This is a genomic window from Streptomyces sp. NPDC003284, assembly GCF_053589675.1.
The window spans coordinates 465,965-481,126 of record NZ_JBSFSI010000005.1 but is presented as its reverse complement, the minus strand read 5'-3'; the positions used below and the strand labels follow the sequence as shown (position 1 = coordinate 481,126).

Genomic DNA, 15,162 nt, shown 5'->3' with positions numbered 1-15,162 from the left:
GGGTCCACGGCGAGAGAGAACGGGCGATGCCGCTCGAACTGGCTTCCAGCGCCCGGCTGCACGCGGTCGAGGCGAGTGGTGACGAGAGCAGGGTCGAGGGACCGCTGCGGGGCTACCACCACGAGACCTATGTGTTCCCGCTGGCGGGCGAGGCGGGCGCGCTGCGCCCCGGCCGGTGGAAGTGCCGGGAGCCGCGCGGCGACCTGCTCTGGTTCGACCGCCGCTGCTTCGCCTCCGAGGAGCAGCTGCTGTCCGCGCTGCGGGGGCGGATCGGCCGGATCCCGGAGCTGATCGAGGTCGGCGGCACCCGGCTCCAGCGGTTCATCGAGGGCCGCACGCTCGGCGCGCTGTGCCCGTCCGGCAACGCCGTACCGGGCGATCTGTTCCGGCAGACCGCCGCCCTGTTCGGCGAACTGATCGCGGTGACCCCGGGCATGCTCGCCGTGGAGCGCCGCTGCGCGGCCGAGGACCGCCCGGCCGACGGGGACACCGCCGCCTTCCTGGAGCGGCTGGTCCTCTTCGCCGAGGAGCGGGTCTACGCCCGCAACCTCGCGGAGTTCGGCGGCCTCTTCACCGATCTGCGGATCGACGCGGAGGTGTTCAAGCGGCTGCGCAAGCACCTCAAGGGGCTGCGCGAGCGCCCGTTCTGCCTGCTCCACGCCGATCTGCACCGGGAGAACTTCATCGTCGACGCGGAGCGCCGGCTGTGGACCATCGACTGGGAACTGGCCATGCTCGGCGATCCGCTGTACGACCTCGCCACCCATCTGTACCTGATGCGCTACCCGCGCTGGCAGGCGCGCCGGATGACGCAGGCGTGGTGCCGCACGGCCGAGGCCGTGCGCCCCGGCAGCTCACGCGGCTGGGAGCACGACCTCGGTCTCCTCGTGGACTTCAAGCGGGCCCAGTCGGTCTTCACCGACGTGATCCGTACGGCGCTGTCGCTCGGCTCCGGAGCGGAGCCCGACCGGCGCGGCCTCGCCGCGCTGGGCGGCAGGCTGCACCGGATCCTGGCGGCGGCCGCCCTCCCGCTGGCGCTGGAGTCGGTACCCTCACCCGCCCGCGTCGCGGCCGCCCTCGCACGCTGGCACCGTACGCACGGACCGCACGCGCCGCACGCGCGCCCGCTGCCGTTCCGAGGTCAGGCCGGAGGGCCGGACGCACCAGGACCGGCATCGAGCAGGGGCAGCAACTGCTCCTCCTCGTAGGTGAGATGCGCCTCCAGCTCCTCGGTCAGCCGGACCACCTCGGCGCGGGCGCCCGCCGCATCGCCGTCGCCGGACCCGGCGCCCGACACCGCCCGCCGCAGCCGCTCCACCAGCTCGGCGATCCGCACGTGCTCCGCGCGCAACCGGTCGAGCACCGGGCCGTGTTCCGGGTACCGCTCGCCGAGGAACGGGAACAGCATCGTGTCCTCACCGGTGTGATGGTGGTGCAGTCCCCGGCAGAAGGTGAGGCAGTTGACGCGCAGCTGGGCGCCGAGCGCGCTGCCGCCGGTGGTCATCTCCCGCCGTATCAGCGCGAGTTCGCGGCGGAACGCGTCGTGCACCACCTTGATCGCCTCGCCGGGCGAGGAGGCGTTGACGGGTGGCGGCCCGCCGCGCCCGGCCTCGTACAGGGCGACCACGGGAATGATCCGCTCGGTCTTCTCCTGGTAGGCGGCCCAGCCGGGATCGGCCTGCACCGCCCGCGCGAAGGCGCGGTCGCGCTCCTCTCCGGCCAGCACCACCGCCCGCGCCTCGTACGTGAACGCGCCGCTCTCCACGGTCGCGTGCGGACGGGCGAGGAGGTTGCGGTACCAGTCCGGGTGCCGCGGCGAACCGCCCGCCGAGGCGATGACCAGGACGCGGTCACCGCCGTCCGGGAGGTAGCCGACGGGGGTGGTGTGCGGGGCGCCGCTGCGGGCGCCGGTGGTGGTCAGCAGGAGCAGCCGGGCGTGTTCGAAGGGGCCGGTGAGGCGTCCGCGGTGGGCGCGGAACTCGTCGATGACGTGCTGGTTGAAGTCGTTGGGCATGCGGTGCGGTGTCTGCTTTCTCCGTCGTGGGCTTCCGGCGCGCTGCGCGCGCCCCGTGGTGCTGTGGGGAAGACACGGAGAAAACGGCGGGCTCCGGGCCCGCCCGGACCTCACTCGGAGGCCGGGTACCCGACTCGCTCACGGCACAAGGCCGACCCGGCAGTCATACCGCTGACCGTAGCCGGGCGGCCGGGCGCGGGCAACGTACTTTCGGCGGAAGCCTCTTGGGAGTACGGCGGACTAGGGTCACCCGCATGACCGACGCAGAGACGACCACCGCCGCGGACTTCCGGGACGTCCCCACCACCACCCTCGCCGACCTGCTGGGCCGCGAGCACGTCATCGACCCCGGGATCCACCCGCTGTGGCAGCCGGTGCCGCGGGTGGCGGGACCGGCGTTCACCGTGCGGTGCCCGCCCGGGGACAACCTCATGCTGCACGCCGCCATCCACCGTGCCGCGCCCGGCTCGGTGATCGTCGTGGAGTCCGGCGACCGCGAGTACGCCCTCGCCGGCGGCAACGTGTGCGCCGTGGCACAGCGGCGGGGCATCGCCGCGTTCGTCGCCGACGGCCTCGTCCGCGACCTCGCCGAGGTGCGCGAGCTGGGCTTCCCGGTCTTCGCCCGCGGCACCGTCCCGATCCCCGGCGCCAAGTCGGCGGTACGCCCCCTCAACGAACCCGTGCGCTGCGGCGGCGTCCTCGTCGCGGCGGGGGACGTCGTCGTCGCCGACGGGGAGGGCATCGTGACGGTCCCCGCCGCCCGCACCACCGAGATCCTCACCGCGGCCCGCGCCCGCCTCGCCAAGGAGGCCGCCCAGTCCCTGGACGACTGGGAGAAGGACCACCGCACCCGCATCGACACGATCCTCGCCGCACAGGGCTTCCAGGAGAGCTTCGAGTAGACCGCGAGCGGCCCCGCCACCCGGCCCGGGAGTGCCTCGGAACACTCTTGCAAGCGGCGTGCTTGCAATTGTTAGCAAGGGTGGTGCATGGTGGAGGCATGGCATCGCTCAACGTCGGCAATCTCGGTGAGTACCTGCGCGAGCAGCGGCGCAACGCGCAGTTGTCGCTCAGGCAGCTCGCCGATGCCGCCGGGGTGTCCAATCCGTATCTGAGCCAGATCGAGCGCGGGCTGCGCAAGCCGAGTGCGGAGGTGTTGCAGCAGGTCGCCAAGGCGCTGCGGATCTCCGCCGAGACGCTGTACGTGCGGGCCGGCATCCTCGATGCCGAGCGCGACCGCGACGAGGTGGAGACGCGCGCCGTCATCCTGGCGGACCCCACGCTCGACGAACGGCAGAAGCAGGTACTGCTCCAGATCTACGAGTCCTTCCGCAAGGAGAACGGGTTCGGGGGCGCCCGCCCGGACGGCCCCGGCGCCGACGGCGATGTCATACCGTCCGGCCGCCCCGCGTCCGCCGAGCGCCACGACCGTACGTCCGGCGGCAGTGACGACGCACCGCGGGAGACGGCCGACTGACCCCGGGGCCCGTACGGGCCCGGCGGCCGACCGCGGGACAGACCACCCTCATCCGAAAGCGATCCGGGAGGATCATCACCATGGCCATCGCCGACGACCTGCGCAAGACCCTCAGCGACCCCACCCCCCTCTACTTCGCCGCCGGTACCGCCGACCTCGCCCTGCGCCAGGCCCGCAAGGTGCCCGCCCTGGTGGAGCAGCTGGCCGCCGAGGCCCCGGCCAGGATCGACGCCGTGCGCAACACCGACCCGAAGGCCGTGCAGGAGCGGGCGACCGCCCGCGCGAAGGAGGCCGGCGCCCGCGTCAAGGAGACGCAGACGACCGTCCAGAGCCGGGTCACCGAGTTCCTGAACTCGCTGGACACCGACCTGAAGAAGCTCAGCACCAACTTCGACGCCGACCTCAAGCGGCTCGGCGAGAACGCCCAGGACCTCGCCCTGCGCGGAGTCGGCGTCGCCGCCGAGTACGCCGTACGGGCCCGGGAGACCTACGAGAAGGTCGCCGAGCACGGCGAGAAGACCGTCCGCACCTGGCGCGGCCAGGCCGCCGAGGGCATCGAGGACATCGCCGAGGAGGTCGAGGAGCTGGCCGTCGCGGTCGAGCCCGAGCCCCGGCGGACCCGCCCCGAGCCGGTCGTGGTCAAGGACGAGAAGCCCGCCGCCGCGGCCGGACCGGCCGCCAAGCCCGCCGCCGCGAAGAAGGCGCCCGCGAAGAAGGCCCCGGCCGTGCGCCGGACCACCGGCGCCAACGCCCGCAAGACCACCCCGCCGCCCGCGAAGTAGAAGCAGAAGCAGCGGACCGCCCGGACCGGCGGGCCGGGCACCCTTGGGGTGTCCGGCCCGTTCTCCGGGTACGGTGGCCGCACAGGAATCGGAGAGACGGGCGGTGGACGGCATGCTGATGTTGGGCTTCGCGGGGTTCCTGGGGATCCTGAAGATCCTGCTCATGGTCCTGGCCGCGTTCGGGCTGTGCGACGCCGCGATCCGGCGCGAGGACGCGTTCCGCGCGGCCGACAAGCAGAACAAGGCGTTCTGGCTGATCATCCTCGCCCTGGCGCTCGTCGTCAGCTATCTGTTCTCGATCCTGTCGTTCCTGCCGATCATCGGCGTGATCGCGAGCATCGTCTACATCGTCGACGTACGGCCCGCGGTCAAGCAGGTCTCCGGCGGCGGTGGCGGCGGCTGGGGCCGCCGACGCGGCGGCAGCAGCAGCGACGGTCCGTACGGGCCGTACAACGGCGGCCGGTAGGACCGCCGACCACCCGCCGACCGCGGCCGACGGGGACGGACCGGGGAGAGCAGCGCCGCGGTCTCCCGCGGCCCGCTTCCCGCTTCCTACGGCTCCCGGTCCAGCAGGACCACCGCCACGTCGTCCGTCAGCTCCCCGCCGTTGAGGGTGCGGACCTCGTGGACCGCCTCCCGCAGCAGATCCTCGCCGCGCAGGCCCTCGGCCAGCTGACGGCGGACCACCTCCAGCATGCCGTCCTGGCCGAGCCGCTCGCCGCCCCGACCGGTCCGGCCCTCGATCAGACCGTCCGTGTAGAGCATCAGGCTCCAGCGGGGGCCCAGCTCCACCTGGAGCCGCGGCCAGCGCGCGCCGGACAGCACACCGAGCGCGGGGCCGTTGTTGTCGTAGGGCAGCAGTCTTGCGGGCCGGTCCGGTGTCATGACCAGCGGTGACGGATGCCCGGCCAGACACAGGCCCGCGCGGCGCCCGTCCGGCGCGATGTCCACCGTGCACAGCGTCGCGAAGATCTCGTCGTCCGAGCGCTCGTGCTCCAGCACCTGCTGCAACGTGTTCAGCAGATCGTCGCCGCACAGCCCGGCCAGCGTCAGCGCCCGCCAGGCGATACGCAGCTCCACGCCGAGCGCCGCCTCGTCGGGTCCGTGCCCGCAGACATCGCCGATCATGGCGTGCACGGTGCCGTCGGGGGTGCGGACGGCGTCGTAGAAGTCGCCGCCGAGCAGCGCGCGCGAGCGGCCGGGGCGGTAGCGGGCGGCGAACCGCAGCATCGAACCGTCCAGCAGGGGCGTCGGCAGCAGACCGCGCTCCAGGCGCCGGTTCTCCTGCGCGCGCAGCCGGCCCTCGGCGAGCCGCCGCTCGGCCGTGTCGGAGCGCTTGCGCTCCACCGCGTACCGGATCGCCCGGCTCAGCAGCGGTCCGTCCAGCTCGTCGCGGAGCAGATAGTCCTGGGCGCCGACGCGCACCGCCTCGGCGCCGCGTTCGGCGTCCCCGGACGCGGTGAGCGCGAGCACGGCGTGCCGGGGCGCCAGCTCCAGCACGTGCCGCAGCACGGCCAGCTCGTCGTCGTCCGCGCCCGAGCGGCCCGGGGCGGGCAGCGCCAGGTCCAGCAGGATGCAGTGCACGTCGTCGGTGAGCAGCCGCTCGGCCTCGGTGAGGTTGCGGGCCGTGCGGACGCGGATCGGCTTGCCGGACGCGTCGAGCAGTTCGGGCACGATCGGCGAGCCGCCGGGGTCGTCCTCGATCAGCAGCAGCGTCAGCTGCGCGCCGGAGGGGCCACCGCCGTGGGACACGGTCTGCGCCTGGCCGCTCTCCGCGGCCGGGATCTCTCTCTGCCGCGGTACGGGCACGGGCATCGTTTCGGTTCCTTCCCTCCCCCCGAGGGCATGGCGGGCACGAGGGACCTCGTTCCACCGACGGGGACCATAGCGGTAGTCGGCGCCGCGGGGGAATGGTGTGAGGCGCGTCGCTCGCGCTTCGGCCGCTGGCATATGCCGCGATCCGTACCGGAGTTGGTCAGGCCGCCGGCCGCCCCGGAATGACGAAGGTCACGTCCAGGGGGGTTTGGCGGTGGCCGGGGGTGCGGTGGATCACATGGCCCAGGTCACCGGTGCGGCACCGCGCGCGGCGCGGCGGGCCGGGAGGCGGGCGGCGTACCGGGAAAACGCGTGGCGGGGGACGCGGGGCGGGGCGCGGTGTCCGCCGGGGCGGGGCAGGGGCGGGGCCGGGGGCGGCCGGAGGCGGGGAGGCGTGCGCCGGTCCGCCCGGCCGGGTGTCGCTCGGGTGTCGTTCGGGTGCTGTTTGGCCGGTTCCGGCTTCCCGGTCCCGGGCTTCGGAGCTTCCGGGCTTCCGGGCTTCCGGGCTTCCGGGCTTCCGGGCTTCCGGGCTTCCGGGCTTCCGGGCCAGAATTCCCGGTCCGGGTTCTCGGTGCTGGATTCTCGGTGGTGGATTCCCGGTCCCGGCCGGGGCGTGCGCCGGGCTGCCGGACCCCCTCGTACGAACCCGTCCTCTCAGGACGCGTCCGGGCGTACGACCCCCAGGATCGGCATCGTGCCCGCGCCCGCGAGGGTCACCGTGCGGCCGGGGCGCGGGGCGTGGACGATCAGGCCCTTGCCGACGTACATCGCGACATGGCTGGCGTCGCCGAAGTAGATGATCAGGTCACCGGGCCGCATGTCCTTCACGGACACGTGCTTCAGCTGCTTCCACTGCTCCTGCGAGGTGCGCGGCACCGGATGACCGGCCGCCGCCCAGGCCTGCGAGGTCAGCCCGGAGCAGTCGTACGTCTTCGGGCCCTCGGCGCCCCACTCGTACGGCTTGCCCATCTGGGCCGTGGCGTACTGCACCGCCTTCTTGCCGGCCTCGGTCGCGCTGCCGCCGATCTCCTTGAGGATGCCGGTGCCCAGCCAGGCGGCCTGCGCCTGCTGGGCCGCCTCCCGCTCCAGCTGCGCCAGCCGCTCCTGCTGCCGCTTCTCCAGCCGGGCCTCCAGCTGCTCCGCCTCCTTGACCCGCGCCTGGATCCGCTTCTGCGCGGTGGCCTTGGCCTTGCGGTTGTCCTCCAGCTTGTGCAGCTGGTCGGCGGCGTCGGCGGCGTACTGCTGGAGGTCCTGCTGGGTGCGGGTCATCTCCTGGAGCAGGCCGCTGGTGGCCCGCTCGCCCTCCAGGACGCGGCCGGCCCCGTCGAGGAAGTGCTGCGGGTCGTTGCTCAGCAGCAGCTGGGCCTGGGGCGGCAGCCCGCCCGTGCGGTACTGGGCGCGGGCGGCGGCACCGGCCCGGTCCTTCAGCTCGTCCAGCTTCCGCTGCTGCTCGACGATCTTCTGGGACAGGCCGACGACCTCGGCGGACTGCCGCTTCGACTTCTCCTCGGCGGCGTTGTACGCGTCCGTGGCGACGGCGGCGTCGTGGTACAGCTCGTCCAGCTTGGTGCGGACGGCCTCCAGGTCCTGGTCCGGCGGGGCCGTGACGGGCGGGGCGGAGGGCGTGGAAGGTGTGGTGGCGGCGGGCGCCGTGGCGGTCGAGGTCGGCGCGGGGTCCGGTCCCGCGCTCGCGAACGCCGTGCCCGACGCCCCCAGTACGGTGACCGCGCAGACCACGGTCACGGCCACCGCGAGCACATTGCGCCTGCCCCGTCCCATACCCCGCTCCCAACTGATTTACCGTCAGTAACATGTGCCGTCCGGGGGATAGTGCCACGACGGCGCCCAAAACGACAGAGGCCGGTCGCCGATGCCCGCCCGCGCCGGTCCTCCGCCTGTGTGACGCGCGGCCCCCGAAGATCGTTCCCCGCAGGCCGCCACAGGCGCGACGGGCGGAGGTGAAGGAAGCACGGGAGGGGGCGCGCGGGGCGCGCGAGGCATGCGGGATCCGGCGGTGTGCCTCGGGGCGGGCCACGGAAGACGCACCGGGGGCGGCTGAAGTCCGGCGCTCCCGGCTCAGCGGCGCGGCGCCAACGCCCCCCACTCCACCGTCACTTCCCCCTGCCGCCAGCGCCCCGGCCCGTCCATCACCGGCCAGTCGGCCGTGAGGTCGCGCACCGCGCGGATCCAGCGCTGCCGCGCGCCGTAGGAGGCATAGGGCGCGGCGGCGGCCCAGGCGCGGTCGAAGTCGCGCAGGAACGCGTGCACCGGCTCGCCCGGCACATTGCGGTGGATCAGTGCCTTGGGGAGCCGCTCGGCGAGGTCGGACGGGCGGTGCAGGGAGCCGAGCCGAGTGGCGAAGGTCACGGTGCGCGGCCCCTCCGGGCCGAGCGCCACCCAGACGTGCCGACGCCCGATCTCGTCGCAGGTGCCCTCCACGAGCAGTCCCCCGCGCGGTCCCCCGCGCGCGTGCCCGTCCGCCGGGGCGAGCCGCGCGCACAGCCGTTCCCACACGGCGGCGACCTGGTCCTCGTCGTACTGCCGCAGCACGTTCGCCGCGCGGATGAGCTGCGGGCGCCGCGCGAGGGGCACCTCGAAGCCGCCGTGCCGGAAGTCGAGCCCGTCGCGCTCGTAGGGGAGCGCGGCGGCGACCCGCGCCGGTTCGATCTCGACGCCCACCACGCGCGCGCGTGGAGCCACGGTGCGCAGCCGCTGGAGGAGTTCGACCGCCGTCCAGGGCGCGGCGCCGTAGCCGAGGTCGACGGCCACCGGCTCGTCGGCGCGCCGCAGCTCGGCGCCGTGCATGGCCGCGATCCAGCGGTCCATGCGGCGCAGCCGGTTGGGGTTGGTCGTCCCGCGCGTCACCGTCCCGACGACGGGAGCCCGCCCACCCGAACCGCCGTCCGAGCCGCTCCGGCCGTCCGGAACGCCCGCGCGGCTCGCACGGAGCCGGGCGCGGGGGGCGGACGCTGCACGGGATGTCATGGATACGAGGGTATGGGGGCACTCGGCCCGGGACACACGCCGTACACCGCGTACACCGCGCGCATGCCCCCCGTACGTGCCGCCGAACATGCCGACCGTCGAACAGGCGTACGCACCTCACCATCGAACGGTTGATCGAGATTGGTAATGATTGTGCAAAGACCCGGGCATCGGGAAGGGAGCCGCCCCCGACGGCGTTGCCCCCTGAAGGGCGCACCGCGCCCCGGGTCCGGCATGCCCGCAGCAAGGAGGAACGCCACGTGAGCCAGTACGTCGGCAGGCTCGGGCGCCGCTCGTCGTCGGCTCCCGCGCGGCTGCGGCTCTACCGCAGGCCCCGGCGCGTCGCCATGCTCTCCGTGCACACCTCACCGCTCCACCAGCCCGGCACCGGCGACGCCGGCGGCATGAACGTCTACATCGTCGAGCTGGCCCAGCGCCTGGCCGCCCAGGGCATCGAGGTGGAGATATTCACCCGGGCCACCACGGGCGGCCTGCCGCCCCGCGTCGACCTCGCGCCCGGCGTCCTGGTCCGCCATGTGGACGCCGGTCCGTACGAGGGACTCGCCAAGGAGGAACTGCCCGCCCAGCTGTGCGCCTTCACGCACGGCGTGATGCAGGCCTGGGCGGGCCACCGCCCCGGCCACTACGACCTCGTCCACTCGCACTACTGGCTCTCCGGGCACGTCGGCTGGCTCGCCGCCCAGCGCTGGGGCGTCCCCCTGGTGCACGCCATGCACACCATGGCCAAGGTCAAGAACGCCAGCCTCGCCGACGGCGACACCCCCGAGCCCGCCGCCCGCGTCATCGGCGAGACCCAGATCGTCGCCGCCTCCGACCGGCTGATCGCCAACACCGAGGACGAGGCCGGTGAACTGGTGCGCCACTACACCGCCGACCCGGCCAAGGTCGCCGTGGTCCACCCGGGCGTCAACCTCGACCGCTTCCGCCCCGGCGACGGCCGCGCCGCCGCCCGCGCCCGCCTCGGCCTGCCCCAGGACGCCCTGATCCCGCTCTTCGCCGGCCGCATCCAGCCGCTCAAAGCCCCCGACGTGCTGCTCAGGGCCGTGGGCGTGCTGCTCGACGAGCGGCCCGACCTGCGCTCACGCATCGTCGTACCGGTGGTCGGCGGCCCCAGCGGCAGCGGCCTCGCCAAGCCCGAGGGGTTGCAGAAGCTGGCCGCCCGGCTGGGCATCGCCGATGTCGTACGGTTCCGGCCGCCGGTCGGGCAGGACCAGCTCGCCGACTGGTTCCGGGCCGCGTCCGTGCTGGTCATGCCCTCCTACAGCGAGTCCTTCGGGCTGGTCGCGATCGAGGCCCAGGCCACCGGCACCCCGGTGCTCGCGGCGGCGGTCGGCGGCCTGCCGGTGGCCGTCCGGCACGGCGAGACCGGCTTCCTGGTCCAGGGACACGAACCGGCCGCCTACGCGCGCGTGCTGCGCGAGTTCGCCGACCACCCGGAGCTCGTCGACCGCACGGGCGCCGCCGCCGCCCGGCACGCCCGCTCCTTCGGCTGGGACGCCTCGGCGGCGGCCACGGCCGAGGTGTACACGGCCGCGCTCCAGTCGTACCGGCGTCGCGTACGCTCCCACCATGGCTGAGACGGACGAGGCGGGCGGGACGGACGGTCACACCGGCGCGGATGCCGGAGCAGGTACGGATGTCGGTGCGGGTGCGGGTGCGGGTGCGGGTGCGGGTGCGGCTGCCGGAGGCGAGGCGGAGCGCGCCGCGCGCACCCTCGAAGCCGCCTTCGAGGACACCGGCCTGGACTGGGAGAGCCCGCGGCCCGGCACCTATGTCGTCAAGCTTCCCGGCACCCGCAAGCTCTCCACCACGGTCTCCTTCCTGGCGGGCCGCCACACCCTCTCGCTGAACGCCTTCGTGATCCGCCACCCCGACGAGAACGAGGCGGGCGTCCACCGCTGGCTCCTCGAACGCAACCTGCGGATGTACGGCGTGAGTTACGCCGTCGACCGGCTCGGCGACATCTACGTCACCGCCCGGCTGTCCCTCGCCGCCGTCACCGCCGACGAGATCGACCGGCTGCTCGGCCAGGTCCTGGAGGCGGCCGACGGCGCCTTCAACACCCTCCTCGAACTGGGCTTCGCCTCCGCGATCCGCAAGGAGTACGCCTGGCGGACCTCCCGCGGGGAGTCCACGCGGAACCTGGACGCGTTCACCCACCTGATCGAACGCCAGGCCCCCGGAAACGCCCCGGAGTGACCCCGACCAGCCACTTGAAGTGCCGGGTCAGATGGGCCTGGTCGTAGAAGCCGGTCACCGACGCGACCTCCCCGGGCGGCAGCCCGTCCAGCAGCAGCCGGCGCGCCCGCCCGACCCGGCGGGACATCAGGTACTGGTGCGGGGCGATGCCGTACGCGCCGCTGAACGCCCGTACCAGATGCGCCGGATGGGCGTGCAGCAGCCGGGCGGCCTCCTCCAGCGGGACACCGGCCACCACCCGCGCGTCGAGCAGCTCCCGCAGCCGCCGCGCGAGCACCGGGTCCCGCCGCTCCAGGCGCGCGGCGGCGTCCGTCCGGTGGCGGCGCAGATGGTCCCGCAGCCGTCCGCCGACGAGCGCCAGACGGCTCTCCGCCTCCAGTTCGTCGCCGCGTCGGCCGAGGGCGGAGTGCAACTGCCCGACGCGCCGCCGCAGCACCGGGTCGCGCAGCTCGGGCCCGTCGACGGCCGCCCCGATCAGCTCCTCGCCCAGCCGGCTGCTGTCCAGGTACACGACCCGCTTGCGGAAGCCGCCCGGCGCGGCCGGTGAGCCGTTGTGCGGCACGTGCGGCGGCAGCAGCGTCACCGTGTCGTGCGGGGTGCCGTGCTCGTGCCGGTCGAGGTCGTACCGTACGGCGCCGTCGTCCACGACCAGCAGCGTCCACGCCTCGTGCACGTGCATCGGGTAGGCGTAGCCGGTGAAGTGCGCGTGCAGGACCTCCACGACGCCCGGGACACCGGGGCGCCAGGCGGAGACGTCCCGGCGGGCGGCCGGGTCCGCCCGGACCGCCGGGGCTTCCTGGGGGTCCTGGGGTGCCTGTCGCTGGTCGGCCACGGGTCGAACGTACCGCGCAAAGAACGTACAAGACGACGGCGTACGCGGCCCGGGAGCCTCGTCCCATGAACGAAGAGCCCACCCGCCCCGAGCCCGCTGCCCCCGAGCCCGCCGCGCCCGAGGCCACCGCCCCCGCGCCCGTCCGCTTCGACACGAAGATCGCCGTACTGCTGCGCGAGGACCTGGAGACCTGGCAGCGCCTGAACGTGACCGCCTTCCTGGTCAGCGGCCTGGGCACCACGGTCCCGGAGGTGGTCGGCGAGCCGTACGCGGACGCCGACGACGTGTCCTACCTGCCCATGTTCCGCCAGCCGGTGCTGGTCTTCGAGGGCACCAAGGAGACCCTGGCGGCGGCCCGCACCCGGGCCCTGTCCCGCGCCCTCCCGCGCGCCCTGTTCACCACCGACCTCTTCGCCACCGGCAACGACCGCGACAACCGCGCGGCGGTACGGGCCGTACGGACCGCCGACCTGGATCTGGCGGGCCTGGCGGTGTACGGCCCGCGCAACGCGGTGGACAAGGTGATGAAGGGGGCGCGGATGCACCCGTGAGAGGAGACGCCCGTCGGGGCGCAGGTCGCAGGTCGCAGGTCGCAGGTCGCAGGTCGCAGGCCACAGGTCACGCGGTACCGGCCTCGGCGGAGGGGCGGGCGTCGGCGGAGGGGCGGGCGTCGGCGATCGCCCGATCCATCGCACCGGCACCCGCGAGCCCCTTGTCGCCATCCTGGCCGCTCTGGCCGTCGAGGTACGGACGGTCGTCCTCCTGCGGCAGGCTCCGCATGAGGGCGCCGTACCCCACGGCGGCGGCGGTCCCCACGACCGCGCACATCCCCCACAGCCACTGGGCGCCGAGCCGGTCGATGACCGCGCCGGACATCAGCGGGGCGACGAGGGCGGCCAGCGACCAGGACAGCGTGTAGACGCCCTGGTAGCGGCCGCGCCCGTGCACGGGGGAGAGGCGGACGACCAGCCCGGTCTGGGTCGGCGCGTTGATCATCTCGCCCAGCGTCCAGACGCACACGGTCAGGGCGAAGACACCGACCGACCCGGCGAAGGCGGTGAGCCCGAACCCGTACCCGGCCAGCAGGGACGAGACGACGAGCAGCCGCTTGGGGTCCCGGTGCTCGATGAGCCGGGTGACCGGGATCTGGAGGGCGACGATGAGGATGCCGTTGACGGCGATGGCCAGACCGTAGTCGGCGGGCGTGAACCCGGCCCGGCCCATCGCCACCGGCAGCCCGACAGCCCCCTGCTGGAAGACCACCGCCACCAGGAAGGACAGCCCCACGACGCTCATGAAGCGGCGGTCGCGCAGCACGGCCACCAGCCCCACGGACGCCTCCGCGCCCGCCTCCCGGCCGGACTCGCCGCCGTCGCTGCCGGGCCGGGACTCGGGCAGCTTGAGGAAGACGACGATCGCGCAGGCCAGGGTCATCGCGGCCTCGATCAGGAACCCGGCCAGATAGCTGAACTCGGCGATGAAACCGGCGGCCATGGAGGAGACGGCGAAGCCGAGGTTGATCGCCCAGTAGTTGAGCGAGAAGGCGCGCACCCGGTCCTCGGGCCGCACGATGTCCGCCATCATCGCCTGCACGGCCGGACGGGAGGCGTTGGAGGCCATGCCGACCAGGAAGGCGACACCGGCGATGGAGACCGGGTCGCGCACGAAGCCGAGCAGCGCGACGGAGAGGGCCGTCGACGCCTGCGCGATCAGCAGGGTGGGCCGCCGCCCCAGCCGGTCGGCCATCACGCCCCCGCCGAGCGACGAGACGACCCCGCCCAGCCCGTGCAGCGAGGCGACCAGACCGGCGTAGGAAGCGGAGTACCCCCGGTCGAGGGTGAGGTAGAGCGCCATGAACGTGGCGACGAAGGCGCCGAGCCGGTTGACCAGGGTGCTCGTCCACAGCCACCAGAACTCGCGGGGGAGCCCGGAGACCGTCTCGCGGGCGGCACGCCGGAGACCGGCGGCGCGTCTGGGACTGGTGACGGACATGGACGACCCCCGGATGTAAGTGGCTGCTGCTCGTAGCGCGACTTACGCGCCCGCCGTACGCACAACCTACGAGCCGGGCCCGCCGCCCAACCAGTCAATTAACAGAAGCCGTCAACTGTCGGCGGCACGCCCCGGCGGACCACCTCCCCGGGACCGGCCCCCTGTCCGCCTGCCGGGCGCACGGGCGGCGCGCCGAATGCGTGGATTAGGCTCGGAGACATGGCCGACGCACCGTACAAGCTGATCCTCCTCCGCCACGGCGAGAGCGAGTGGAACGCGAAGAACCTGTTCACCGGCTGGGTGGACGTCAACCTCAACGAGAAGGGCGAGAAGGAGGCGGTCCGCGGCGGTGAGCTGCTCAAGGACGCCGGCCTGCTGCCCGACGTGGTCCACACGTCCCTCCAGAAGCGCGCGATCCGCACGGCCCAGCTCGCCCTGGAGGCCGCCGACCGCCACTGGATCCCCGTCCACCGCTCCTGGCGCCTGAACGAGCGCCACTACGGTGCCCTCCAGGGCAAGGACAAGGCCCAGACGCTCGCGGAGTTCGGCGAGGAGCAGTTCATGCTCTGGCGCCGCTCCTACGACACCCCGCCGCCGCCGCTGCCCCGCGACGCGGAGTTCTCGCAGTTCGACGACGCGCGGTACGCGACCCTCCCGCCGGAGCTGCGCCCCCGGACGGAGTGCCTCAAGGACGTCGTCGCCCGCATGCTGCCGTACTGGTTCGACAGCATCGTCCCCGACCTCCTCACCGGCCGCACGGTCCTCGTCGCCGCCCACGGCAACAGCCTGCGCGCCCTGGTCAAGCACCTCGACCAGATCTCCGACGCCGACATCGCCGGCCTCAACATCCCCACCGGCATCCCCCTCGCCTACGACCTCGACGCCGACTTCCGCCCCCTCAACCCCGGCGGCACCTACCTCGACCCGGACGCGGCCGCGGCGGCGATCGAGGCCGTGAAGAACCAGGGCAAGAAGAAGTAACACCCCTGCTCCAGAGCCGCCTGCCCACGGAACCGCCGTCCGCGGGCAGGCGGCTTTCGTCTGC

The 15,162-nt window shown here is 73.8% G+C and carries 15 protein-coding genes; 9 read left to right on the top strand and 6 right to left on the bottom strand.

Translation table 11 applies throughout. The features are described from left to right. Positions 1–26 precede the first annotated feature (26 nt). Complete coding sequence (locus tag ACWDYF_RS14540; RefSeq protein ID WP_389463221.1) at positions 27–1,208, top strand: phosphotransferase; 1,182 nt, start codon at positions 27–29, stop codon at positions 1,206–1,208. Here ACWDYF_RS14540 and ACWDYF_RS14535 read toward each other — a convergent pair. Further along, a complete protein-coding gene (locus ACWDYF_RS14535) occupies positions 1,142–2,014 on the bottom strand; it encodes a nitroreductase/quinone reductase family protein (RefSeq protein ID WP_381737209.1) in 873 nt (290 codons plus the stop codon). The genes ACWDYF_RS14540 and ACWDYF_RS14535 overlap by 67 nt on opposite strands. Positions 2,015–2,268: 254 nt before the next feature. Between ACWDYF_RS14535 and ACWDYF_RS14530 the strand changes: the two genes are divergently transcribed. From ACWDYF_RS14530 to ACWDYF_RS14515, 4 genes are all read left to right on the top strand, one after another. Beyond that, positions 2,269–2,916, top strand: coding sequence for an RraA family protein (locus ACWDYF_RS14530; RefSeq protein ID WP_389463219.1), 648 nt, complete (start codon positions 2,269–2,271; stop codon positions 2,914–2,916). Between the two features lie 98 nt (positions 2,917–3,014). Continuing rightward, complete coding sequence (locus ACWDYF_RS14525; protein ID WP_381737211.1) at positions 3,015–3,491, top strand: helix-turn-helix domain-containing protein; 477 nt, start codon at positions 3,015–3,017, stop codon at positions 3,489–3,491. 80 nt (positions 3,492–3,571) lie between these two features. Further along, on the top strand, positions 3,572–4,273 hold the full coding sequence (locus ACWDYF_RS14520; RefSeq protein WP_018568767.1) for a hypothetical protein: 702 nt from the start codon (positions 3,572–3,574) through the stop codon (positions 4,271–4,273). Between the two features lie 112 nt (positions 4,274–4,385). Further along, positions 4,386–4,739, top strand: a complete 354-nt coding sequence (locus ACWDYF_RS14515) for a DUF2516 family protein (protein ID WP_037873825.1) — start codon at positions 4,386–4,388, stop codon at positions 4,737–4,739. An 86-nt stretch (positions 4,740–4,825) separates the two neighbouring features. Here the strand turns inward: ACWDYF_RS14515 and ACWDYF_RS14510 are convergent, their stop codons facing one another. From ACWDYF_RS14510 to ACWDYF_RS14500, 3 genes are all read right to left on the bottom strand, one after another. Beyond that, complete coding sequence (locus ACWDYF_RS14510; protein WP_381737213.1) at positions 4,826–6,088, bottom strand: PP2C family protein-serine/threonine phosphatase; 1,263 nt, start codon at positions 6,086–6,088, stop codon at positions 4,826–4,828. Positions 6,089–6,742: 654 nt separating this feature from the next. After that, a complete protein-coding gene (locus ACWDYF_RS14505) occupies positions 6,743–7,867 on the bottom strand; it encodes a C40 family peptidase (protein ID WP_389463215.1) in 1,125 nt (374 codons plus the stop codon). A 297-nt stretch (positions 7,868–8,164) separates the two neighbouring features. Beyond that, a complete protein-coding gene (locus tag ACWDYF_RS14500) occupies positions 8,165–8,914 on the bottom strand; it encodes a class I SAM-dependent methyltransferase (protein ID WP_389463331.1) in 750 nt (249 codons plus the stop codon). 419 nt (positions 8,915–9,333) lie between these two features. Here ACWDYF_RS14500 and mshA point away from each other — a divergent pair, with 419 nt between their 5' ends. Both mshA and ACWDYF_RS14490 read left to right on the top strand, forming a co-directional pair. Beyond that, positions 9,334–10,671: a D-inositol-3-phosphate glycosyltransferase gene (mshA, locus tag ACWDYF_RS14495; protein ID WP_018568762.1), complete on the top strand. Its 1,338-nt coding sequence runs from the start codon at positions 9,334–9,336 to the stop codon at positions 10,669–10,671. Then, positions 10,664–11,293 carry a type III secretion system chaperone family protein gene (locus tag ACWDYF_RS14490; RefSeq protein WP_389463214.1) on the top strand — a complete coding sequence of 210 codons (630 nt, stop codon included), beginning with the start codon at positions 10,664–10,666 and terminating at the stop codon, positions 11,291–11,293. Before mshA ends, ACWDYF_RS14490 begins: the two co-directional genes overlap by 8 nt. Here ACWDYF_RS14490 and ACWDYF_RS14485 read toward each other — a convergent pair. Next, positions 11,247–12,014 carry a helix-turn-helix transcriptional regulator gene (locus ACWDYF_RS14485; protein ID WP_389463329.1) on the bottom strand — a complete coding sequence of 256 codons (768 nt, stop codon included), beginning with the start codon at positions 12,012–12,014 and terminating at the stop codon, positions 11,247–11,249. The two genes, ACWDYF_RS14490 and ACWDYF_RS14485, sit on opposite strands and share 47 nt — an antisense overlap. A gap of 176 nt (positions 12,015–12,190) precedes the next feature. Here ACWDYF_RS14485 and ACWDYF_RS14480 point away from each other — a divergent pair, with 176 nt between their 5' ends. Next, on the top strand, positions 12,191–12,676 hold the full coding sequence (locus tag ACWDYF_RS14480) for a DUF2000 family protein (RefSeq protein WP_389463212.1): 486 nt from the start codon (positions 12,191–12,193) through the stop codon (positions 12,674–12,676). Between the two features lie 67 nt (positions 12,677–12,743). On the opposite strand, the gene ACWDYF_RS14475 is transcribed toward ACWDYF_RS14480, so the two are convergent. Next, complete coding sequence (locus tag ACWDYF_RS14475) at positions 12,744–14,117, bottom strand: MDR family MFS transporter (protein WP_389463211.1); 1,374 nt, start codon at positions 14,115–14,117, stop codon at positions 12,744–12,746. Between the two features lie 219 nt (positions 14,118–14,336). Between ACWDYF_RS14475 and ACWDYF_RS14470 the strand changes: the two genes are divergently transcribed. Next, positions 14,337–15,098: a phosphoglyceromutase gene (locus ACWDYF_RS14470; RefSeq protein ID WP_381737224.1), complete on the top strand. Its 762-nt coding sequence runs from the start codon at positions 14,337–14,339 to the stop codon at positions 15,096–15,098. Positions 15,099–15,162: the final 64 nt, after the last annotated feature.

Coding starts and splice junctions, on each gene's coding strand:
- ACWDYF_RS14540 (WP_389463221.1), top strand. CDS start 27: ATGCCGCTCGAACTGGCTTCCAGCGCCCGGCTGCACGCGGTCGAGGCG.
- ACWDYF_RS14535 (WP_381737209.1), bottom strand. CDS start 2,014: ATGCCCAACGACTTCAACCAGCACGTCATCGACGAGTTCCGCGCCCAC.
- ACWDYF_RS14530 (WP_389463219.1), top strand. CDS start 2,269: ATGACCGACGCAGAGACGACCACCGCCGCGGACTTCCGGGACGTCCCC.
- ACWDYF_RS14525 (WP_381737211.1), top strand. CDS start 3,015: ATGGCATCGCTCAACGTCGGCAATCTCGGTGAGTACCTGCGCGAGCAG.
- ACWDYF_RS14520 (WP_018568767.1), top strand. CDS start 3,572: ATGGCCATCGCCGACGACCTGCGCAAGACCCTCAGCGACCCCACCCCC.
- ACWDYF_RS14515 (WP_037873825.1), top strand. CDS start 4,386: ATGCTGATGTTGGGCTTCGCGGGGTTCCTGGGGATCCTGAAGATCCTG.
- ACWDYF_RS14510 (WP_381737213.1), bottom strand. CDS start 6,088: ATGCCCGTGCCCGTACCGCGGCAGAGAGAGATCCCGGCCGCGGAGAGC.
- ACWDYF_RS14505 (WP_389463215.1), bottom strand. CDS start 7,867: ATGGGACGGGGCAGGCGCAATGTGCTCGCGGTGGCCGTGACCGTGGTC.
- ACWDYF_RS14500 (WP_389463331.1), bottom strand. CDS start 8,914: ATGGACCGCTGGATCGCGGCCATGCACGGCGCCGAGCTGCGGCGCGCC.
- ACWDYF_RS14490 (WP_389463214.1), top strand. CDS start 10,664: ATGGCTGAGACGGACGAGGCGGGCGGGACGGACGGTCACACCGGCGCG.
- ACWDYF_RS14480 (WP_389463212.1), top strand. CDS start 12,191: ATGAACGAAGAGCCCACCCGCCCCGAGCCCGCTGCCCCCGAGCCCGCC.
- ACWDYF_RS14475 (WP_389463211.1), bottom strand. CDS start 14,117: ATGTCCGTCACCAGTCCCAGACGCGCCGCCGGTCTCCGGCGTGCCGCC.
- ACWDYF_RS14470 (WP_381737224.1), top strand. CDS start 14,337: ATGGCCGACGCACCGTACAAGCTGATCCTCCTCCGCCACGGCGAGAGC.